The organism is Flavobacterium sp. SLB02 (assembly GCF_009664855.1).
Lineage (GTDB): Bacteria > Bacteroidota > Bacteroidia > Flavobacteriales > Flavobacteriaceae > Flavobacterium.
Map to the genome: position 1 here is coordinate 340,324 of NZ_CP045928.1, position 20,743 is coordinate 361,066.

Here is a 20,743-nt window from a genome sequence, read left to right on the forward strand (position 1 = left end):
TCTGATAGTTGTTTTAGAGCTTTTTTTTTGATGCTTTTGCTGTTAAAAAAGTATTTTTAAACTGCAGGAATAATCAGGTTGGTGATAATTTGAATAATCATTTTTATAATATTATTTTTAATGGTATTCAGTTTTATTTTTGATATTCCTGCAGTTTGCAATGCTTGCAGTACGGTTAAATCTAACTGACTTTTTAAAAGCCATTCAAATTCTTCTTCGGTTAAATCACCAGACGAGAAAAGAACAATCCAGCGTTCCAGTTTTTCTTTTGAGGTTTGAAAAAAAACAGTAAGATCTTTTTCTAACTGAGGTTTAATATCCTTATAGCTGTTGGCTATAATCGCTTTTAATTCCTTCTTTAAGTTTTCTATCACTTTATCTTTGTCCATAATTTTATTTGTTACCGTTAATTAAATCCAAAAGTGCTTCTTTTGATTTTTTGTCCTTTTTAATTTCATATTGAATAAGTAAATCAAAAGCCTCTGAAATTTGTTTTTTTGATTCTTCCAAAAATAATTTTGATTCAACTTCTTTTGTTTGCCAATGTTTAAAGAAACCTGCTAAAAGATTTTTGTCTTTATCATTCAGCATTTTCAACATTTCGAAAGTGATCTCATTGTTGGGTTTATTTTTTTCATACTCAACCAATTTTTCCAGATTGAGAAATAATTTTTCAATTTCTTCTTTGTTGGCAGAATAGGGAGTTGTGGCCTTATTCATCAATTGATCGGTTTCTACTTTTAGCTCGATGGTTTTTTCGTATGAATATTGATCGAATAGGGCAATTCTTGTAGAGTTGCAGGAGGAAATTGCAAAAGAGATCGCAATAAAAAATAGCAGCTGTTTTAATTTTAAATGTTTCATCATGATTATTTGTATAAGATTACATAGTTTTTTCTGTCACGTTTTAGTTTACTGAGCACTTTCCAGTCGCTGTATCCTTCTTTATCAAAGTGCGGAAGATCTTTAAAGGTTTTCCAGTCTCCGCCCCAGTTCCAATTGTATTTCTTGAAGATTTCGACACATTCCTGCCAGTCCGAAATTTGGTCGCCATCCAAGTCTCTAGCTGTGTCCCAGGAAGCCGTTTTTCCATCAATAATTAAACAGATATCTACCGCAAAGCCATAATTGTGAATAGATTGTCCGCCTTTTGCATTCGTTACTTTTTTTCCTGGTTTTGTTCTGCCAAAAGCATAAAGATCTTCTTGTTCCTGAAAAGTTCTGAGACTTTGCGTAATGCGAACTTTAGCTCGTCCGGTTAATGCCAGATCGCATTCCTCTATGATTTTAGTAACTTCTTCCCTAACCGAAGGATGCAGCAAATCAATGTGTTTTTTTGTTGTTTGATCCATATTTGTGTGTATTAAAGATTTAAAATTTTGTGAATAAAAAGCCTTTCCTGATAGTTTGACGACAATCGGGATTTTTATGCTGCGATAAAATTATTTATGTTTAAGGATTTATTTACGGTTAAGAAAAACTTGTAAATAAAGTTTGAAAAGTTCCTTTTTGTGATCACATTAAGAAGTGAAACACGTTTTAATAACACTGTAAAAATACGCCGAAATAGCGTGTTTGAAAAATAATAGGGAACTGTAAGTCAGTAGTTTCAGTAGGATGTTTTTGCGTTTTTTATGGTTTTACTTTTTTGATTCAAATTGAATATAATTACTAAAAAAACACCCGTTTTTCTAAGTTGAAAAACGGGTGTTTAATTATAGAGTTTAGAAAGGATTTTTTATTTAAAATCCTTGGAATTATATTAATTTTTGTTTATAAAAGAAAGATTTGTTATCTGAATTCTGCAGCATAATTCCCATCATTCCACTCTTTTCGTAACATTTTTATCATGATATCAACAACATGAATCATGTCATCTGTGTATAGAGGACCTGTCCATTCTACCTGTGTTTGGGGCCAGTCTTTTATATCTTGCATTTTATTAAGTTTTTCAGGAAGTAATTTTTCTCCTTCTTGCTGTATTAGTTTTTTTGCTAATTCAAAAACTTTGATTATTTCAGATTCTCTCTTGGTTATAAAAGCTAAGGAGTCATCGAACAAGATATGCATAACTCTTTGTTGATGCCCCTTCGTGATTTCCTCAAAATCCTCAAAAATCTCTAAATACCATTCTGGTTTATCTTTTAATCCAATTTCTTCAAATGCATTTACAATAAATGCAGTGATGATCTCAAACTCAAATTCTCCAATCCAAAATCCTTTGTTTTTTTCGTAGCGTATATATGTTGTGCTTGGCATAGTATTTATATTGATTAAAAAATGATTTCAAATTTATCTTTATTATTCAGATATAATTCATAATTTTCTTCTAAATATTTCATTATTTCTTTTTTTGTTTCGGGAGGATATTTATCTACATGTCGTAAATCTAATACAAATTTATCTAATGGAGGGTTTCCTTTTAATTTGTTAAAATGAACGTCGATAGATTCTTTAAAGTTTTTTAAATTTCTAACAAATTTGTGTTCCCATCCTTTAATAGCTCCTAAATTATTCGGTAATCCTGCAGCGTCAAAAGTTTTGCCAGTCCATTTCCCAGTTAATCCGACTACATCGCCTGCTTCTCCGGCTTCAGAAGGCCTAACTTTGGTTTCATGAATTAATTCAATTTCAACAAAAGATTCTAATTGATCATCAGAAAACACTTTTTTACGATTATGATCTTTATCTCTCCAATATCCCTTTTCAGTTTCCTCAGAAATTTCTTTTCTCCGGGATTCTCTTTTTATATTAATATTTTCCGTAGGAGCATTTTTCCCTGGAATATTTTCAGGAGTATCTATAAATTCTCCGTATTGTTCTGGGTTTCCTTTTTCTTTTTTCTCTATTTTGTTATAAAATTTCTCAAACTGTTTTTCATTCATTTTCGAAACATCTTTGCCAGTTTCGGCCTTTACAAGTCTATTTGATTCACTAGTAACGTTCCTTATTTCTTTAGAATCTTCAGCAGTTTTTGCAATTTCGGCAGCCGTATTTCCTTCTCTTGCGATTTTAGATAAATTAGGTAATCCAAAAGAAGCAAGATCTGCTGTTACACTAAAAGCGATCCAGAGGTTGGCTAACCAGCCATAACCGTTTTCGTGCCATTTTTCTAGAGTACCGTTGCTTAACATAGCGTAGTGAGCAGCGTCTTTTGCCAAAACAACCCCAGCAAGTGCTTTTGCTGCCATTGGGGCTCCTTTTGCCAATACAATACGCAATGCACCAACAGCAGATAGTAAGCTCAATAAATCTGTAGCCTTATTAAACAAATCCCAGTTCGATTGTTTTGTAGCCATATTGTGAAGTTTTAAGGCAATAACAAACGTATTTTCATCGCCTATTTGTTCGCCCAAATCTCCCAGTTTTGTCCCAAAATTTAATTTTGCTAACGGATTAAATGATCTGTTTAAGTATTGTTTTAAAATGTTTACTTTTTCAATTGGCGAACTACCCATATTACTATCAAGTTCCATAGGAACATATGTTTTATCATATGTTATAATTGTTTGGGTTTCATTTCTGTAATTATTTATCAAAATTTCGCCTCCAGACCAATCTGTTTTTATATGCGTATCTCTAAATAGATAATAACTGTTATCAAAGTATACAATATCCGATGGTTTTGAAGTATCAAATTCGGCTACCAAACGAGTTAAAAAACGAAGTAAATCTTGTACTTCTTCGCCATGAAGTTTATTGTATATTCTATATAATAAATCACTATAGCGAAGTTTGAGATATAGCACTTGTCTGTCGCTTATTGCATAAAGAATTTGTAAAATGGCCTTATCTTCGTTTGTGTCTAAATCTGTAGGAGCAATAACTTCTAAGTATGATACATCACTTAAAAGGATTTCAAGATGTTCATACAATTGCTGATCATTCATTTTGCCAAATAAAGTTCGGGGAAGCGATTCATAAATAACATCTAATTTGCTTGGATTATTATTGGCTTCTTTTATCTTTTTAAGATATAAATTAATAATTATTTGGGCATCGCTGGTAATTACAACTCCCAACAAATCAAAAAGTGCTATATAAAGATCAAAATCCTGAACTATAAATTTGAAAGTAATTTCTTTTAAATTATTGTCGAAAATGGTTAAAGAAAAATCGGTGTGATATTTTCCAATCTCAATAGAAGGTTTGAAAGTTTTGGCTATTAGATTTATTCCGTTAAAAGTATTCCATTCTAAAGATATTCCACCTTGTTTTTGTGCTCCCTGGCTATCATTATAATTTATAATTCCTAATTTTTCAGGTGTACTGTTAATTGGACCATCGATAAGTTTGCTAAAAGAGGTATTAGGATAAACAACACCAATTTTTCTTTTAATGCATTCTATAACTTCGTATACTGATACAAATTTAATATTACTGTAGTTATTGGAGCTTTCAACATACTTTAGCATCTTGTCAGAGTTTTTATCATCCTCAATCTGCTGACGCCATATGCTAAGCATCATTTGCCTGAACCTGGCTATTTCAGAAGCGCTGGTATCTTTTAGTTCTATAGTATGGTTTTTAATAATCATTAGGATAGTTTTTATGAAGGGCAAAAAAGGTGTTTGCTATAGTATTTCTACTTTAACAGGTTTCGGCTGAATATGATCTGAGAATGCTGTGGTAATATTGAGACGTAAATCGTCTTCTTGTTCGATTTTGGCATTGCCACCCAAATAACAGTTTTTGAATAATACTTCGAGCGCTTTAAACTCGTCCATTTTTGAAGCTTGTAATACAGCAGAACGAATACTCATATCCGGTTTTTTGAAATAGGCAAACAGGGTGGTTTCGTCGTCATCTGCAATGGTCAGTTTTACTACTTTTTTGTGTTTGTATTTCCATTGGTTGAGTTGAGCCTGAGTAATGTTTCCGTCAAGAACATCGATGTTTTTTGAGTTTTCTTTTTCCATTTTAAAATTCTTTTATTGTTTTTATGATAGAGTAAATTGATATCTGATTAAGTGGTGTCACTTATGTTTATTCTATTGCAATCGCAAAGCAGTGGAAGACACATGTAAAAGTTTTATCCTCAGTTGTAATAGCTGTTGACGTTCTGTTGTTATTAAAAATTGAATTAGTAAGAGATGCGGATTAAAAAAAAGAGACTGCCTGAGTTATTTTTTTGGGGTTGAATAATCTCGAGGCAGCCTCTTGAAGAAGATTCCCCGCTTAAAGCGGACTAATATAGAGCTTGTATAATAAGTTTGCTGGCAAAAATCAAGTTTCTTGAACTCCTTTTTTGCATAACGCATTTGATATTGGTTTTCTCTTTTCAGTCGGTTTTAAAAGACAGGGAAGGGGATTATAATGTTAGGAATTTATCGGGATGATTAATTCCATTCAACGTGAGAACAGATCAAGTCAAAAGATACCGCAATTTTAGTATCTCCCTGGCTGATTCCTCTACTGTTTGAGTTGAATTCGCAGTTTCTCACTGTGTGTGTGATTACTTCGTTACTGTCATCCAGATAACTTACAATGATGCTGAAAGGATTAATATCTTGCAATCTTTGTCCTTTTGGTAAAGCGGCCAAAATCGCTTCTACTTCGTAATTGTATAAAGTGATAGAAGCTTTTGCCTCGTATTTCCCTCTACCTCTGTGTACTGGCATATCTCCGGCACCGTAATGGTTTTCTTTAGATACTGAGTCACTATAGTTTACAGCTGTAATTCCGGTAACGATGTTACCTGCAATACTTACTTCGATAGATGACCAGCTGTGTTGTTGTCCGTTTATTAATGGTAATTTATTCATATGTCGCTTGATTTGTTTTTATTTTCCTGATAACGTTCAGTAGCTATCACTTTTATTTGTTTGCCTTTATAACAATTGAATTATGGCGATAGGAATGGTGAATTTTTATTGTTTGTGAATTATAACGAATTCGATAAATTATGCTTTGTCGATTCCGAAAGGATTTTTGAATCCTAAATCGACCATAATTTTACGGGCAGTTCCAATAGGAGTAATTTCTGCTTTTACTTTTAATTCTGAAGTTGCCAAAATGTTTTGTTTTGGATCTACATATACATCAAAAGCAGAAACTTCCTGATTGGCAACCATTCCTTCTAAAGCAGATCTGCATAGTCCTTCAAAGCTTTTTGAAACTGATTGTGGTAATTTACCATCGATATCTACTAAAACCGGAGAAGCCAATTTTGGTAATAAAGCGGTACGTAACAAACGAGTGGCTTTATTGATAGTACGGTTGTTTTCTACATAAGCAAAGTCTGATGTGCCTGTAGTACAAGTAGCACTGTCATTAAAATAAACACCCGGTAAACCAGTATGAGTTCTTGCAAAAATGAATCTTTTTTCGTTTAAGTCGCTTAGAGTTCCAAGAGTTTTAATTTCCTCTCCGCCTACAAAACCAGCTTTTGCGAAACCTTCACCAGTCAGGTTGAATTTTTCAATCCAGGCAATATTTTCAGATACTTTAGCTTTAGAAATTGCACCTAATGCCAATCCTACTGCTGCTGAGTTTGGATAATCTTTTGCTTTGTCAACATCCATAGCGACAACTACAGATACGTTTTCTGCATCTGATCCGTCTAAAGATGGTGCATCAACAGTAAATCCTTTTCCTTCGATAATAATTTCAAAAGGCATGTAATCTTTATAAGCAAGATCGGCTTGTGTTTGAGCTTTTAAAACTGCGGCTTGCGTTTGTGCAAATGTTGTTACTCCGGAATAAATAATGGCCATTTGGCGAATGTTTCCGTTTGCTTTTTCCTGCATGTCCATGGCTTTTTCAACAATTTCTTCGTAAGAAGTAGCTGCTGTTTTCATAATGTACAAATCACCTGAAGGGTTCATTCTGAAAAATTGCTGGATTTGATAGTAAACAGATTGTACTTTAGTATCATAATCAGCTGTAATGCCTAAGGCTTCAGCATCTTCTAACGAAGACAAACGCTCAATTTTGTTTAATGCTAATTTTGCAGTTTCGGCACCATCAAAAAGTAACCCTGAAACCATGTCCTGTTCTGGAGTTCTTCTTCCTAATCCGCCTGATAGTTTGTTAATTACTACATCGTTTAATGTACTCATAATATAAATTGTTTTAAAAGTTTAAAATTGGTTTTGTTTTTTTGCCTGAAAAAAGGCAAAAAAAGGACTGTAACAAGTTGCCTAAGCTTGCTATTATTGATTGTTTAATGTCTAAAAATGGTATTCGTAATCTGGAATCCAAAAAGTAGATTGGTATTTTTGGACGATTTATAAAAGCGGCTTTTTCAATTGAATTTTGCTTCTGGCCAGAAGATAAATTTGCTTTTGATATCGGGTACAAATTTAAGGCTCAAGGATGCTTTTTCCAATTTTTTCGATGTTCAAAACCAGTAGTTTCAGTGCTTTAAGCTCTGGCCTCTGTAGCGAGTCCTTCATTTATAATGGTATAAATGGTGCGCTCTGTAAGGAACAAAGTATCCGAAAGTTCAGATACTACAACTTTCATTTGTTTAGCTTGATTTCTATTAAGGTAGTTAATCACATACTCTCTCCTTTTATCTAATAGTGTTCTGCTTCTTTTCATGTTTTAAGGTTTAAATAGGGTAATGTTTTATTTTATTTAGATTGGCGTCGATTGTGTTTATAGTTTTATGTCATTGAACAGTTTTTGATTGTTTTTTATTTAATGAGAATATTTTTGACTGACTTATAATCAGATTAAGGAGCAGTATTTAAATCGATATTTCCCTGAACCTGATTGGGGTTTATTCCTATTATTCCAGAGTTTAGGTCATATCCTAAATCTTCCAATTCTTCATTACTTAAACCATTATTAAAAAGGATGTATTTCTTTTTTAAGATATTTTCTATTAAGGTTGTTTTATAAGTTATCTCCCAAATAAAATAATCGTTTTTATTCCAGTACGTGTGTTCATTTGTACATTGTTTTTCTCTTATTTTAAATGTTGAATTAGTATCTATTTCAGCATTACTGTTACTATTAGATAATATGGCTTTGTCTATTCGCTGTGCAATATCAAAAGCATTTGCATAACTGGTCGAAGAAATAGTTTCTACAGGTAATATGATATACAGACAAAATGATACATCTGCCTTGTAATTTTTTTCAGAAGATGTTTCCCAGTCTATAGTATCGTATTTAAACATTACTACCAGTGTTTCGATAGAATCTTTAAAAATGGCATCACTATAAAGTTGCACTGTTGGCGCATTAGAAGTGAACTCGGTTTCTATTGCGTTCTTTTTTTCGGTATAAAAGTCTTTTAGAATCATATGGTGGATTATTTTTGACAAATATACAACATATGTTTTGATTATTGCAACATATTACGATGAGAAATGCAGTAATTTCAGTAATATGATTTAGTTTTTTATATTGACTATTAGAGTAATACAGTAAGAAAAAGCCTTTAAAATGCTTTAAATTCAGATGTTACGTAAGAAAAATAGAAAAGAATGCTAATATTTGTTATATATTTTTTAGTTTTGCAACATATAGTGGAATGTGTAATGCTTATTAAAACATATTACATAACAAAACAAATGCAACACAACATGGAAATACATACTAAGATAAAACGTATTATAGATGAAATGAAGTTAAATAATAACTCATTTGCTAAGTTAATAGGGGTAACCAGTACTACAATAGATAGTATCACTATTGGAAGATTGCAGGCCGATGGAGAAAGAAAAAGGACAAAGCCTGGATTTGATTTGTTACAAAGCATTATCACACATTGTAATGTAAATCCGGACTATTTTTTTGGAAATAGTGATGAAATTTTTGCTGATAAAACAAATAGTGAAGTTGGTTTACATTTACCAAAGATTATCACGGTAAATGAAGAAGGCGAGGAGAATATCAATTTTGTTGGGGTAAAAGCAAGAGCGGGATATCTGGACGGTTATGCTGATCCGGAATATATGGAAAGTCTTCCGTCATTTAGTATGCCAATGCTAAAGAATGGAACTTACCGATGTTTTGAAATAAAAGGTAACTCGATGTCGACCACTATACATGACGGCGATTATCTTTTTGGAAAATACGTTGATAATTTTGATGATATTCTTGACGGAAGAATTTATGTTATCATTAGTAAGAATGATGGAGTAGTGGTAAAAAGGGTTTTAAACAGAATAAGGGAAAGCGGAAAGTTAATCCTGAAATCCGACAACAGAGACGGAAATTACCCAATGTATTCTATTTATGCCGAGGATATTCTGGAAGTTTGGTACGCGAGTATGTATGCTTCTAAACAAATGCCGGATCCTATTAATATTTATGAAAAGATTCATGATCTCGAAAGTAAATTTTATGAAATGGAAGAGACTTTGAGGAAGAAACTGAATTAATATTTCTGGAGTTGACGTTTTTATAAAAAAACACACCTCATACAGTAAAGCTGTAAGAGGTGTTTTTTTTATAATAATTAAATTTATTAGGAAATACTTCCTGTCCCGGTTCCGGTTTGTGCTGCAGCGCTACCAGTTGTAGTTACTGTGGTAGTTACAGTTCCGGATTTTACAAATGCTTCGATGGCAGACGCTAGTTTTTCTGCAATGTTATCGATAGACGAAGCATTGTCTTTTTTTCCTTTCTCTTCGCTCAAAAGAGCTTTTATTGATCCTTGTAAAGCTGATTTATTTAAAGCCATAATTTATTATTTTAATAGTTCTGCTAACTTTTCTTTTATTCCTGCAATTTGAGTTGAGTTCATTGGAGGACCGGATGGGCCAACGGGTGTAGGAACTGTGATTTTGACTATTTCATCAATCAATCCATTTAATTCAGTCAATAAATTTTTTCCCTCTGCATCAATTTTAAATTTATTATCCATTTCAAAAGTTAACTTATCTTTCTTAAATGAAGTTTTTGTATCTGAAATTGTAGCTTCGAAACCGTCTTTAATGGTAATTTTGGCTTCTTTATCTTTTAAATTAAAAATTGAATTTCCTTTGTTAAAATTAATTTCGGTGTGTAGTTCGTCAAAAGTTAATTTTTGTTTCTCATCCCCCTCTTTATCTAAAAACTGCATTTGTGCATTTGGATTTTCTCCTGAAGAAAGCGTAAATTTTACTCGTTCTTTAGCATTGTCACCATTAATAGTACTTAAAATAGTTTGTTGTTGATTTCCATTAAAGATATTCTTCGAAATTTCTTTGCCATTTTCATCATAAAAAGATGTAGTAATATTTGAATCATTTTTGCCGCTAAATTCTATTTGTGCAATATTTTTATAAGTAGGCTTTGCAGTTGATGATGTACCACTTTGGCTGGCTTCTTTTTCTTTGAACAGCATTTGAAATTTATCTGCTTCACTATTTATTTCAAGATATTGGTTCTCATCATTTTTAAAGCGAATAAAAGTACGTTCGATTTCAGAAAACTGGGAAACAAACGCTCGTGTTTCTACTCCGTCAATAATGGTAACCAAAACCCAGCTGTCTTTTTTTGGAATGGTAATAATTCCCTGTTCAACATCTAGGATTGAAGCTTTCAATCGTACGTTTTTGATAATCGCGCCATCGGCACGCATGATGTTTACCGTGTAAGCATCTTCCGGATTGTGAAATGATTCTATTTCATTATTTATTTCGATGACTTTTGCCGCAAAAGTTTCAATAATTTGATTTTTACTGGCGACATCTTTTATTAGATCTGTTATATTTCCCATTTTGTATTTTTATACTGTTTCTACTCTTCGTCCTATATAAATTTTTTGTCTGTAGCCATTTTTGCCATAGTTTCGTTCTACTTTTTCGACCTGAAAAGTTCCGTTTTTTTCTTTATCCTTGGCATTTTCCAGAATTACCTTGTCTGTAGGTCTTACGAATGGTTCACCAAAAGTCAGGAAATAGCCTTCGAGTCCGCTTGGTTTAGATTGCATGGCTCGTAAAGCAGCATATTGATACAATTGGGCAGCAACTTTTGTTGATGCGTTTTCAAACGCCTCAGGATCATTGGGTAAATCCTCTTTATCGTCATGCAAAACATGGGTTTTTATTAGTTGCCCGTTTGGATCGCCTAATTCAATATAAATTGGAGTGTTCGAATTTTTAAAATATTTTTCGACTCGTGTGCGCGTATTTTTGGTAGATTCGGTAACGACTTTTAATTGATCTTCAATAATATTATAACGAAATCTAAAACGAACTTTCCCCAGAAAACCTCCCGAAACAGACTGTACGACTCTATTCAACTTCGAACTTAAAAGACTAAGTCCCTGATTGATTAATTTTTTGACCAATGCGCCGGCTAACGGACTTTTAATGAAATTTCGATCAATAAAACCGGCTAATTCGGCTGTAGTATGCTGCTGCGGATTATTAGTAATAGTAAGTACAGGAGCCACCTCTTCGGTTTTAAAATACGTATAGATTCCTTTGTCTTTTAGCATCTCGAAAACCTGGGCCAAGCTTTGGTTTCTGTTGATCATTACATTACCCAATTCTTCATCGAGAGCATTTACTTTAAAAGGTAAATTCAATTCTTTGATTCTTTTTTCGAAGAAAGTTTTAGGGTTAAATCTTTCAACATTTGTGGTTGGGTTGGTTGATACAACATTCAGGACGTCATTTTTATCCTGAACATCGTCATCTTTTACGGCTTTTACCTTTTTAAAAGCATACATCGCATCTTCGCAGGTTATGGTAGCATTTGTATCTGATTGTACTCCTGTAATGTAACCTCTAAAAGCGGGTTTGTAATCGTCATCATAACCTAAAAAGATCTCTATGAAATTTTCGAGTTTAAAAAAGTCGTGAATCGTTTTTTCTTCACCATTTGCATTTTTAAACAAGTTTTGATCAAATCCTTTTGTATCTGTATACACTTTTTGAGGCATTACAATAGTAGCCGTATCGGTAAGCGATTTGTACGAACTGCTGATGTCTACATTTTTTACATAGGTAAATTCATAAAATTTGGGCGTAGGGATAAGCTTTACCGTTTCGTAAACCCTAATTTTAGCATTTAGTTTAAGCATTGTCTCTGATTATTAGTTCTACAGTTTCGTCTGATGTGGCACTGGCCGTAAATTTCTGAATATTCTTTGTTCCCGAAATTGATGGAATAGAGTAGGAGTCAATCACTAATTCGTAAATACCAAATCGGTTTAAAATGGCGTGCGTTACTCTTAGAGCGTAAGGCGCATTTAAGAATTGTTTCAGTAAAAAAAGTTTTTCTTTTGGGTATTCGTCCCCGGTTTCATTAGCAATTAATCCATCTATAGAAATACTAAAATCGCCATTTGTAATATGTTCTTTAATAGTTGAATCTCTACCCTCGATTCCTTCTTTTTTAATGGTTTTTGAACGATTAAGATTCACCGTAACAGCATCTACTCGTAAGCTGGCCAGATTAAGATCTTTTTTTACCAGGGGTTCAAAAACCAAAGGAGCAAAGACTCTTAGATTAAATTCGCCACCGGTTTTATCTATAATAAAATCTTTCGATTCTGATTCGTTATAGTTAATGCCGGTATATTCAGGATCTTTGGTATCTAAAATTTCGTTTACATTAAAATTGAATTTCATAATGATTTATTTTTTTATTTTTTAATTTGAAAATGTTTGTGCAAAGGCTGTCATGATGGTGTTCTCGAGTCTTTTTTCATTGTGTTTTTGTAACCAAAGGGCCTCTTCAAGTAACTTATAAAACTCATCCATTGATAATTGATACGGATCTACCTGAAAAGCATATCGAATAAGCGCAGCCGATTTTTTGAATTCGTCTTTTTGTGGTGTGGCATCGATTGAAAATTCGCTATCATTTTTAATCATGGCTACAATAGAATTTCCTGCCGAAAGCATAAATTCGTCATCATAATTTTCCTGATCCAGGACACATTCCTGAAATAAAAATAAGATTGCTTCGTGCGGATTGTCCTTGTATTTATTTTGATAATTTAGGAATGTAGTGAATGATGGTTTTTTGCAGTAAACAGTTGTCAGTTGATCCTCTGAAGTAAGTTTTAATACGGTACCGTATTTTTCTTTTAATTTTTGTATCGTTGTTTCGTCTGGCATTTTTATGGTTTTAGAGATGTTGTCTTTTACTGTGATCTGGAATTGATTTAAGAAGCTTTATGATTTTTAAATATTACTATCGCGGCTTTCTTTTTTAATAATTTCTGACAGATTTTCATTTTTTCCAGATACGGTTAAAGGCGTAATAGTAAAACTCTCTATAAAAATGTTTCCTTCTGTGGTTTGTCCCAAAGGATTTTTGAAATTACTCATGTCGGGTGTTTTAGGTTTTTCGCCTAAATCTTTTGGTGTATAATCCATGATTGGTTGAATATTTAATTGTTAATATGAATGTTGAAAGTATGGTGTACAGATGAGGTATCTATTCTCCAAAAAAAATCTGAGAATAAAGTGTAATATTATATCTGTTCGGGGATGCTAATAGTTGTTATTAGAGTATATAAAAGTAGGGTAGAAGAGGTTAGAAAACGAATAATTTGAGGGTGGTTTTCTGTAGTTTCAGTGGAAAATATATTGGCGTAAGTGTTTGTATTTTATTTATTTGTGGTTTTTTAATTGTCGCATTTTACACAATAATAAAACACACTCAGGATGATTTAGAAATTTGTTTCCTCTAATGATTCTGAGTGTGTTTTGTTAATTTATTTGAAAGATTTTTTTTTGATATAAAGTTTTTATTTCCTATTACCAGAAATTCTTTTGCTTTTTATCATTCTAAATTCCTCCATCTGTTATTGTCCAATTATAGGGAGAGTTTTGTAAAATCATTTTTCCTATTGTTGAATTAGCAGTATGTTTCGCTGTCCCGAAACTTATGTTTAAATTTGGTTTAACAGGTTTTGAACTCCAACCATTATAAATTGCATCTAAATTTGTTGCCGATAAACCTATTTTACTTCCCATAAAATTAGTCATGTTTGTAACATTCAAAATATTCCAATTTCCTATATTTTGGTTAAATGAATTATTTGTAACAAACATACCATTCATTAATGTGACTCTTGAAACATCCCAATTTCCAATTTGTTGATTAAAAGATGTAGCTTGAAACATTTGAGCCATGTTAGTTACATTTGAAACGTCCCAAGAGCTAATATCTTGATTGAATATCAATGCGCCTTGAAACATTGCGTTCATTAATGTAACTTTTGAAACGTCCCAATTCCCAATAGGCTGATTAAATGTATTTGTTCCAAAAAACATATTTCCCATATTGGTTACAGAAGATGTAATCCAGTTATTTATATCAGGATTACCCCCATTATTAAATGAATAAGCTAAAAAAAAAAGATTTGACATATTAGTAACTTTTGAAACATTCCAAGAACTAATATTTTGGTTAAACGCATCTGCTGATTGAAACATACCTGTCATTGTTGTAACATTCGAAGTATCCCATGATCCGATATTTTGATTAAACTTTTTTGCATTAAAAAATGAAAGGTTCATATTTGTCACTTGTGAAGTGTTCCAATTCCTAATCGCTTGATTGAATTGAGATGCTCCATAAAATATGAATGATGTGTTTGTAATTTTTGAAAAATTCCATTCATTCATCCGATTGACTGTAGTTAGATTAGTACATAGATAAAATGCGCCTTCCATATTAGTTAATACAGTTGTATCTAAAATATCACTAACTTTTGATAAATCTAAATTAGAACAACCTTGAAAGTAATACCCACGATTTCCTAATCTAAGATTTCCCCAACTTAATATATTTAAAAGCTTTAATCTATCACCAGTGTTTAAGAAAGCCCAATTATAACAAATACCTGTTATATTTATTTTATAAATACCTGCTAAACTATAGGTATGAGTAACTTGTGATTGATTCCAGGATGTTATTGTATCTTTTGTTCCGTCACCCCAGTCTACAATGAAATTATATACCCCTCCATTTTGAAGGGGTAATTTTATCTGATTTTCTGCGCTTGATCCTGTTGAAATATTATCAGTTTTCCATGTTGAAACAAATTCTTTTTCTGATTCTCGTTTTCCAAAAACATATTTTTTTATCCCCATTATACACTTAGTATTATTTGGTTGGTATTTCCTAATTTAGTCAGGTTGAAATACTTTTTCTCGGGAGTAATTTCAGGTTCTCCAAATACCCATTCAATCTGATTTGCCCATTGCCAGGTTAGATTTACACCTTCTAGTGTGATTGCATTAAATGAAAATTCTTCTGTTTTGATAATAGGCATTCTTACGATACCACTACTTTTAAAAATAATAGTTTGGCCATTCCAATTTTCCTGAATATCTATATCTCCACTTATAATGATTTGTTTGTCTTTTATTTGAGCCTTTTCTTCTAAATACTCTTTTGTAATTAAGGATTTATTCCCTCCTGAATCAATTAGAGCATTTGTTAAAGTAGGAGCAAGCAATCTGTTATCAGCTTCTTTTCTGATTGCAATATGTCCGATTCCATTAGCAAATATTGCTAAGTTAGAATCATCTTGATTCAATCCTTGAACTCCACCTATTATTGTATTACCACTTCCTGTAGTTATACCATTATTTCTTTTACCAGTATTAATTGAAATATTATTATTTCCTGTAGTATAATTAAGATCTGCATTTGAAAAGGGGGTTCCTATTAATACATTCCCTGCTCCGGTTGTTAAATTAAACCCTGATTGAAATCCAATTGTGATATTGTAATCGCCTGTACCAATAGTTGTAACACTAGACCCACTTAACCATCCTAATGATGTATTATAATTACCTAAGGCTCCTGCTGCTGCTGCTGTTCCGACAGCAACATTTCCAGTTCCAGTTAAATTATTTACTAAAGCATTTGTGCCAATACCTAAATTATAACTTCCGGTGGTTAAATATCTTAGAGCTGCCCCACCTATACCTACATTTTGGGTTCCTGTAGTTAGGTTCGCAAGTGTAATAGATCCAACCCCTGTATTATAACTGCCAGTTGTATTCAAAGCTAATGCAGATCTGCCTATTGCTGTATTTTGAATAGATGTTGTAGCATTCATTAAAGTGTTTGATCCTAAGGCAGTATTAGTAGCTCCAGTACTATTATTTCCCTTGCCTATTCTAATTCCATTTATAAGTTTATCGGCTCCTCCTAACTCTTGTAAGGAAGTATTATCAACTATACCTGATTGATTTGCTGAAACAGGGTTGTTTAGTTCATCTGTAGTGGCCAATGTTTTAGCTGTTCCATCGCCTTTAGGTAAAAATAATTCAGTATTTGCAGTAGTTTCAGAATTAGGTAATATTGAAGTCTGATAAACATCAGGACCAAACTCTTTACCTAACATTAAATATCCTGTGTTCGCAACTCCCTGAGAAGGAAGAGTCCCAAATCTGCCAAGATCATAATTTTCACCGTAATCTGGTCTAATTTGACTTAATCTAAAAGTAGCTCCCGTGTCATGTAATCTTATTTCTCCGCCTGAATTATTACCTGCACGTAATGTTTCTTCTAAACTTTGAGGATTTACTTTCGGTATATCATCTAACGTTGCTAAAGTTTTTGTTTCTTCTTCTGTTGTTATTGCAGGCATTAAAACAGTTGAATAGTTTGCTGTGGTAGCTGGATTCATTTCTAAAGTAGAAAAATGATTTGAATTTAAGTTACCAAATCCAACACCTTGAGCAAATAAGGCTGTAGTTTCTCCTGTGCTTGAATTGACAAAATCAATTAGTTCGCTATTTAAGGTTAAAGATGCTGTTTTATTTTCACCTCTAGTGACGGTGCTTGATTGCGTCATTTCAATATTCCGTCCATTAATAGTGTTTGTGTAAACATCATTATCAGCATAACTTTTAAATAAAGCAGTTTGAGTTGTTTCATTCCCATTTGACAAAACTTGTTCAAAAGTTAAACCCTCAACGTCTAATGTTATATCGCCAGTTCCTACTATTGGTTCCCCATTAATAGTTTTAAATTCGGGTTTATTAAGTAATTGACTAAAACCAGATTCGCTATTCCAGTCAGTATTTATTTGCGGTGCATGAGCATTTTTATCAGCTAAGTGATTATCTAAAATTGTTTTGTCTGCCTTAGATAAAAGTAATTCGTCGATTCCCTCGACATCTTTTACTGGAACTTTTTCAAATTTGTGTCGGAAGGAATCCCAAGTGTCCCAAAATTGAGTTTGTGTTGGTTTAAGACCGGTTTTAAACCATTGTTTTATGGTATTTAATGTTTGTAAAGCCATGTTTTTTATTTAGTTATAGATTTTAAAAAATCAACTTTTTTAAATGTTGGTAAAGATTTTCTCTGATTTTGAGATCTTTTTTATTCCTGCTTTTTGGATTTTTTTATCTTTCTTCTGTTGAAAATAACGAAGTAATGCTTGACAATACTGCTGACAAAACCAAACCAATTAATTTGATTCTGTTGATGGTTACCAATGATAATCCTGCATCTTGTAAAAGATCGAATTTTGTGTCAACTAAGCCCGTTAAAACAATTAAAAGACTTAAGATTACTGTAATTTTTGATTTATTCATAATTTTTGATTTTGGGTTGTTTCTTTTGTTATTAAATATTGTGTAAAGTGACCCAACTAGTTAATGCTTTCTACCTCAATCATAATATAATGACTGAAGTAGAAGCTAAATTGTAGTGTCATAACACTTATAGGGTTATTTAATCTAACATGTTCATTATTGTTTTTCAATCCATGCAGACCAAACTCCGGCTGTTACTGTTCGTATAAAAAATCTGCCAGCTGAAGCAGTAGATGTGAATGTAATTCTCTGCATTCCGTAATCAGAAATATTATATCTGAATGTTTCTAAAAAGTAATCACCGGTAGCTCCTGCTATTTGGATGGTATTACCTGCTATTGTCCTCTGCGAGCCAACAGGCGTGTTGTTGAATATGGCATCTGATGATTCTGTCAATGCTGCGGCTACGTTGATTCCGTTAGTTGAGATAGTTCCATTTACCTCTAGTTTACTTCCGTTATATCCTGCTGTTCCTATAGTAACATTACTATGAAATTGCCCTGTGAACGAAGTTATTGACCTTCCTATAAAATTTGTAGCTTTAAGATCTCCATTTTTATTAAGAATTATATTGGTCTCTGGCGGACGAGGAAAGGTATCCATATCAGTTATTTCTATATTACCAGTTATACCCAGATTACCAGTTATATTAAGGTCGCCCTCTTTAAACTCGTTACCGGTTTTATGTAATACATTGTCGTCATATACGGATATGTCTCCAGTACCTACTATTGATTGTCCGTTGATAGTTTTGAAATCTGATGTAGTTGCTAATGTTCCAGACTTATCAGGAAATAACAGACTGTTACCTTTTGTGGGTTCTTCAAATTCTACTATAGTAGTAAAACCTAATGAAGGTTTAGAATACCCAAGTTTTAAACCAGTCCCATTACCCATTGTTATCCCAGAAGAAATATCTAAATCGACTATGTTATTATTTAATATTATATTTTCATCCGTTATAGCTACATAAGAAATTTTGTTACCTTCCAATTGGTTACCTACTATCGCAATACCTCCGTTGTCAATAGTTTGTTGTAAATTTTGAGACCCTCCTGTAATATCGTCTGTAGTAGCTAAAGTATAATCTGATCCTTTTGTTTTTACAGGCAATTTGAAATTACCAACTCCTACGCTAAAATCAAAGTCACTTATAACATCCTGTAATACAACATCAAATTTAGTTATAGAGTTTTTATCATATTCGGTAGATGGAGTTCCTTGTTGCTTGTCTCTATATACTGTTTTGTCGAATTTTATATCTACAGAATTTGTTTGTAAATTAGGATCTTCATTCAATCTAATGAACTTACCAATAGCAATATTCCCATTATCTAATATTTCATCTAAGTTTTGAGAACTACCTTCTGAATGAGCATCTAAATACTCTTTAGTTACTAAAGATTTAGCTCCTCCTGAATCAATTAAAGCATTCGTTAATGTAGGAGCAAGCAATCTGTTATCAGCTTCTTTTCTAATTGCAATATTTCCATTACCATCAGATATGATGGCTAAGTTAGAATCATCAGAATTAAGTCCTGTAACATTACCTATTATAGTATTATTATTTCCAGTAACAATACCTGGCCTAACATTCCCTTGCTTAACTATAAGATTATAATTACCACTAGTTAACTCTGAACCACTATTTACGCTTTGAATTGTTACATTATTAGAACCTGAAGTAAGATCTTTATTTGATTGATAGCCTAATGAAATATTAAATTCTCCTGTAGCAGTTTCGCTTGTAGAACCATTAGCTAAATATCCAATTGATGTATTTTTACCACCTGTAACACTTCCACCTGCATTTGCTCCTACTGCTGTATTGAATGATTGAGTTGTTAATTTTCCTAACGCTGAATTACCAACACCCATATTGAATGATCCAGTAGTAATTGTTCTTAGTGATGATGCACCAATTCCAACATTTGAAGATCCTGTTGTTAATGCATTTAGAGCGAATGACCCAATTCCTGTATTAGCAGGTGCAGATGTGGCTAAAGGCATAACACTTCTGCCAATAGCTGTATTGTTAGTTCCTCCGGTTATCGTGCTTCCTAAAGAATTATTTCCAAAAACTGTATTAGTAACAACTTGTAAATTACCTGCTCCAACTCTTATACCATTAATTAGTTTATCTTCTCCTCCTAACTCTTGTAAAGGTGTATTATCAACTATGCCTGATTGAGTTGCTGAAACTACCTGATCTGTAGCTAATTTATATGGAGTACTGCTATCTGGCATTTCTGGAAAACTAAAAACATTTTGTCCTGTAGATTCTCTATCAAAAATTAATTTTAAATTTTTATCTGCTTTACTCCAGTTGATGTTATCACCATTGTACTGAATAACTTCTTCGAGCGGACCATCAATGGATAAGTTTTTAGAATCTATTGTAGCACTATATTCTTCATTTAAAAATACAATTGGCTGAGTAAGGGATTTATTGTCTGAATTTAATACCTGATCTAATGTAGGAATTGCTGAACTAATAGTAATATCTCCTTCTCCAACTATCTCTTCTCCATTAATTGTTTTAAAATCTTCTTTAGCAGCTAATGTAATTTCTGTACCTTCAGTTACAGGTAAATTTATCGTGCTAACGCCTGTCGAAGATGTATTAATTCGTAAATATGATTCAGCAGTATCCCGATTAAAAAATATACCTTGAGGGTTTATCGAAACATGTTGACTATCATCATGTGTAAAAACACCAGCAGAATCAATACCTGCTAACAGATTTGAGTTACTATCGGTTAAACGTATAGATCTGGAATCTATGCTTGTTTTTAACCAATTATAGTAGTCATCGTTAAAGATTATACTGTTTGTGGTCTCATTACCATTACCTAACGTTGTTTGTAAATTCTGAGCTCCGCCTGCTTCAATAACTATATCTCCACCGCCTGTCAATGGCTCCCCATTAATAGTTTTAAATTCGGGTTTATTAAACAATTGACTAAAACCAGATTCACTATTCCAATCCGTATTTACTTGTGGTGCATGTGCAATTTTATCGGCGAGGTGATTATCTAAAACGACTTTGTCAGCCTTAGATAAAAGCAATTCGTCAATTCCTTCAATATCTTTTACGGGAACTTTTTCAAATTTGTGACGGAAAGAATCCCAGGTATCCCAAAATTGTTGTTGTGATGGTTTAAGACCAGTTTTAAACCATTGTTTTATGGTATTTAATGTTTGTAAAGCCATATTTTTTTATTATGTAGTTTTAGATTTTGCTAAATTCAGTACTAATTAGTTTTTAGTTAAATTATGAT

At 32.6% G+C, this 20,743-nt stretch carries 20 protein-coding genes; 1 reads left to right on the forward strand and 19 read right to left on the reverse strand.

The genetic code is table 11. The features are described from left to right. Window positions 1–56 precede the first annotated feature (56 nt). The 9 genes from GIY83_RS01465 to GIY83_RS01505 form a co-directional block, all read right to left on the reverse strand. Window positions 57–389, reverse strand: a complete 333-nt coding sequence (locus GIY83_RS01465; RefSeq protein WP_208684217.1) for a hypothetical protein — start codon at window positions 387–389, stop codon at window positions 57–59. Between the two features lie 4 nt (window positions 390–393). After that, window positions 394–867: a hypothetical protein gene (locus GIY83_RS01470; RefSeq protein WP_229029185.1), complete on the reverse strand. Its 474-nt coding sequence runs from the start codon at window positions 865–867 to the stop codon at window positions 394–396. A 2-nt stretch (window positions 868–869) separates the two neighbouring features. After that, window positions 870–1,352 (reverse strand): M15 family metallopeptidase, encoded by a 483-nt coding sequence (locus tag GIY83_RS01475; RefSeq protein WP_208684218.1) that lies wholly within the window; start codon window positions 1,350–1,352, stop codon window positions 870–872. Between the two features lie 439 nt (window positions 1,353–1,791). Further along, entirely contained in the window at window positions 1,792–2,259 is a 468-nt protein-coding gene (locus GIY83_RS01480; RefSeq protein ID WP_208684221.1) for a hypothetical protein, read from the reverse strand. A gap of 14 nt (window positions 2,260–2,273) precedes the next feature. Continuing rightward, a complete protein-coding gene (locus GIY83_RS01485; protein ID WP_208684223.1) occupies window positions 2,274–4,538 on the reverse strand; it encodes a hypothetical protein in 2,265 nt (754 codons plus the stop codon). Window positions 4,539–4,574: 36 nt separating this feature from the next. Beyond that, window positions 4,575–4,919 carry a hypothetical protein gene (locus GIY83_RS01490; RefSeq protein ID WP_194615655.1) on the reverse strand — a complete coding sequence of 115 codons (345 nt, stop codon included), beginning with the start codon at window positions 4,917–4,919 and terminating at the stop codon, window positions 4,575–4,577. A 420-nt stretch (window positions 4,920–5,339) separates the two neighbouring features. Then, entirely contained in the window at window positions 5,340–5,765 is a 426-nt protein-coding gene (locus GIY83_RS01495; RefSeq protein ID WP_035684757.1) for a hypothetical protein, read from the reverse strand. 138 nt (window positions 5,766–5,903) lie between these two features. Then, a complete protein-coding gene (locus GIY83_RS01500) occupies window positions 5,904–7,061 on the reverse strand; it encodes a DUF2586 domain-containing protein (protein WP_194615656.1) in 1,158 nt (385 codons plus the stop codon). A gap of 618 nt (window positions 7,062–7,679) precedes the next feature. After that, the gene (locus GIY83_RS01505; RefSeq protein ID WP_208684226.1) at window positions 7,680–8,255 is read right to left on the reverse strand and encodes a hypothetical protein; all 576 of its coding nucleotides are present in this window, start codon (window positions 8,253–8,255) and stop codon (window positions 7,680–7,682) included. Window positions 8,256–8,537: 282 nt separating this feature from the next. On the opposite strand from GIY83_RS01505, the gene GIY83_RS01510 reads away from it, so the two are divergent. Then, a complete protein-coding gene (locus tag GIY83_RS01510) occupies window positions 8,538–9,338 on the forward strand; it encodes a S24 family peptidase (protein ID WP_194615658.1) in 801 nt (266 codons plus the stop codon). A gap of 86 nt (window positions 9,339–9,424) precedes the next feature. Here the strand turns inward: GIY83_RS01510 and GIY83_RS01515 are convergent, their stop codons facing one another. The 10 genes from GIY83_RS01515 to GIY83_RS01560 all read right to left on the reverse strand — a co-directional run bounded on the left by GIY83_RS01515 (window position 9,425) and on the right by GIY83_RS01560 (window position 20,675). Then, a complete protein-coding gene (locus GIY83_RS01515; protein ID WP_194615659.1) occupies window positions 9,425–9,640 on the reverse strand; it encodes a hypothetical protein in 216 nt (71 codons plus the stop codon). 6 nt (window positions 9,641–9,646) lie between these two features. Beyond that, a complete protein-coding gene (locus GIY83_RS24815; RefSeq protein ID WP_229029186.1) occupies window positions 9,647–10,660 on the reverse strand; it encodes a hypothetical protein in 1,014 nt (337 codons plus the stop codon). A 9-nt stretch (window positions 10,661–10,669) separates the two neighbouring features. Continuing rightward, window positions 10,670–11,971, reverse strand: a complete 1,302-nt coding sequence (locus tag GIY83_RS01525; protein WP_208684228.1) for a hypothetical protein — start codon at window positions 11,969–11,971, stop codon at window positions 10,670–10,672. Further along, the gene (locus GIY83_RS01530) at window positions 11,964–12,521 is read right to left on the reverse strand and encodes a DUF6046 domain-containing protein (RefSeq protein ID WP_208684230.1); all 558 of its coding nucleotides are present in this window, start codon (window positions 12,519–12,521) and stop codon (window positions 11,964–11,966) included. Before GIY83_RS01530 ends, GIY83_RS01525 begins: the two co-directional genes overlap by 8 nt. A 21-nt stretch (window positions 12,522–12,542) precedes the next feature. After that, window positions 12,543–13,013: a hypothetical protein gene (locus GIY83_RS01535; protein WP_208684231.1), complete on the reverse strand. Its 471-nt coding sequence runs from the start codon at window positions 13,011–13,013 to the stop codon at window positions 12,543–12,545. Window positions 13,014–13,079: 66 nt separating this feature from the next. Next, window positions 13,080–13,274, reverse strand: a complete 195-nt coding sequence (locus GIY83_RS01540; RefSeq protein WP_194615663.1) for a hypothetical protein — start codon at window positions 13,272–13,274, stop codon at window positions 13,080–13,082. Between the two features lie 414 nt (window positions 13,275–13,688). After that, on the reverse strand, window positions 13,689–14,999 hold the full coding sequence (locus GIY83_RS01545) for a BspA family leucine-rich repeat surface protein (protein WP_194615664.1): 1,311 nt from the start codon (window positions 14,997–14,999) through the stop codon (window positions 13,689–13,691). Continuing rightward, window positions 14,999–17,167, reverse strand: a complete 2,169-nt coding sequence (locus GIY83_RS01550; RefSeq protein ID WP_208684233.1) for a hypothetical protein — start codon at window positions 17,165–17,167, stop codon at window positions 14,999–15,001. Before GIY83_RS01550 ends, GIY83_RS01545 begins: the two co-directional genes overlap by 1 nt. 103 nt (window positions 17,168–17,270) lie before the next feature. After that, window positions 17,271–17,462, reverse strand: coding sequence for a hypothetical protein (locus GIY83_RS01555; RefSeq protein ID WP_194615666.1), 192 nt, complete (start codon window positions 17,460–17,462; stop codon window positions 17,271–17,273). 156 nt (window positions 17,463–17,618) lie between these two features. Then, window positions 17,619–20,675, reverse strand: coding sequence for a pyocin knob domain-containing protein (locus GIY83_RS01560; protein ID WP_208684235.1), 3,057 nt, complete (start codon window positions 20,673–20,675; stop codon window positions 17,619–17,621). Window positions 20,676–20,743 lie beyond the last annotated feature (68 nt).

Excerpts from the sequence above, each read along its gene's own strand:
- GIY83_RS01545 (WP_194615664.1), bottom strand. The coding sequence starts at position 14,999 with ATGGGGATAAAAAAATATGTTTTTGGAAAACGAGAATCAGAAAAAGAA.
- GIY83_RS01560 (WP_208684235.1), bottom strand. The coding sequence starts at position 20,675 with ATGGCTTTACAAACATTAAATACCATAAAACAATGGTTTAAAACTGGT.
- GIY83_RS01530 (WP_208684230.1), bottom strand. The coding sequence starts at position 12,521 with ATGAAATTCAATTTTAATGTAAACGAAATTTTAGATACCAAAGATCCT.
- GIY83_RS01540 (WP_194615663.1), bottom strand. The coding sequence starts at position 13,274 with ATGGATTATACACCAAAAGATTTAGGCGAAAAACCTAAAACACCCGAC.
- GIY83_RS01465 (WP_208684217.1), bottom strand. The coding sequence starts at position 389 with ATGGACAAAGATAAAGTGATAGAAAACTTAAAGAAGGAATTAAAAGCG.
- GIY83_RS01550 (WP_208684233.1), bottom strand. The coding sequence starts at position 17,167 with ATGGCTTTACAAACATTAAATACCATAAAACAATGGTTTAAAACCGGT.
- GIY83_RS01480 (WP_208684221.1), bottom strand. The coding sequence starts at position 2,259 with ATGCCAAGCACAACATATATACGCTACGAAAAAAACAAAGGATTTTGG.
- GIY83_RS01470 (WP_229029185.1), bottom strand. The coding sequence starts at position 867 with ATGATGAAACATTTAAAATTAAAACAGCTGCTATTTTTTATTGCGATC.
- GIY83_RS01525 (WP_208684228.1), bottom strand. The coding sequence starts at position 11,971 with ATGCTTAAACTAAATGCTAAAATTAGGGTTTACGAAACGGTAAAGCTT.
- GIY83_RS01535 (WP_208684231.1), bottom strand. The coding sequence starts at position 13,013 with ATGCCAGACGAAACAACGATACAAAAATTAAAAGAAAAATACGGTACC.
- GIY83_RS24815 (WP_229029186.1), bottom strand. The coding sequence starts at position 10,660 with ATGGGAAATATAACAGATCTAATAAAAGATGTCGCCAGTAAAAATCAA.
- GIY83_RS01490 (WP_194615655.1), bottom strand. The coding sequence starts at position 4,919 with ATGGAAAAAGAAAACTCAAAAAACATCGATGTTCTTGACGGAAACATT.
- GIY83_RS01485 (WP_208684223.1), bottom strand. The coding sequence starts at position 4,538 with ATGATTATTAAAAACCATACTATAGAACTAAAAGATACCAGCGCTTCT.
- GIY83_RS01510 (WP_194615658.1), top strand. The coding sequence starts at position 8,538 with ATGGAAATACATACTAAGATAAAACGTATTATAGATGAAATGAAGTTA.
- GIY83_RS01515 (WP_194615659.1), bottom strand. The coding sequence starts at position 9,640 with ATGGCTTTAAATAAATCAGCTTTACAAGGATCAATAAAAGCTCTTTTG.
- GIY83_RS01505 (WP_208684226.1), bottom strand. The coding sequence starts at position 8,255 with ATGATTCTAAAAGACTTTTATACCGAAAAAAAGAACGCAATAGAAACC.
- GIY83_RS01475 (WP_208684218.1), bottom strand. The coding sequence starts at position 1,352 with ATGGATCAAACAACAAAAAAACACATTGATTTGCTGCATCCTTCGGTT.
- GIY83_RS01495 (WP_035684757.1), bottom strand. The coding sequence starts at position 5,765 with ATGAATAAATTACCATTAATAAACGGACAACAACACAGCTGGTCATCT.
- GIY83_RS01555 (WP_194615666.1), bottom strand. The coding sequence starts at position 17,462 with ATGAATAAATCAAAAATTACAGTAATCTTAAGTCTTTTAATTGTTTTA.
- GIY83_RS01500 (WP_194615656.1), bottom strand. The coding sequence starts at position 7,061 with ATGAGTACATTAAACGATGTAGTAATTAACAAACTATCAGGCGGATTA.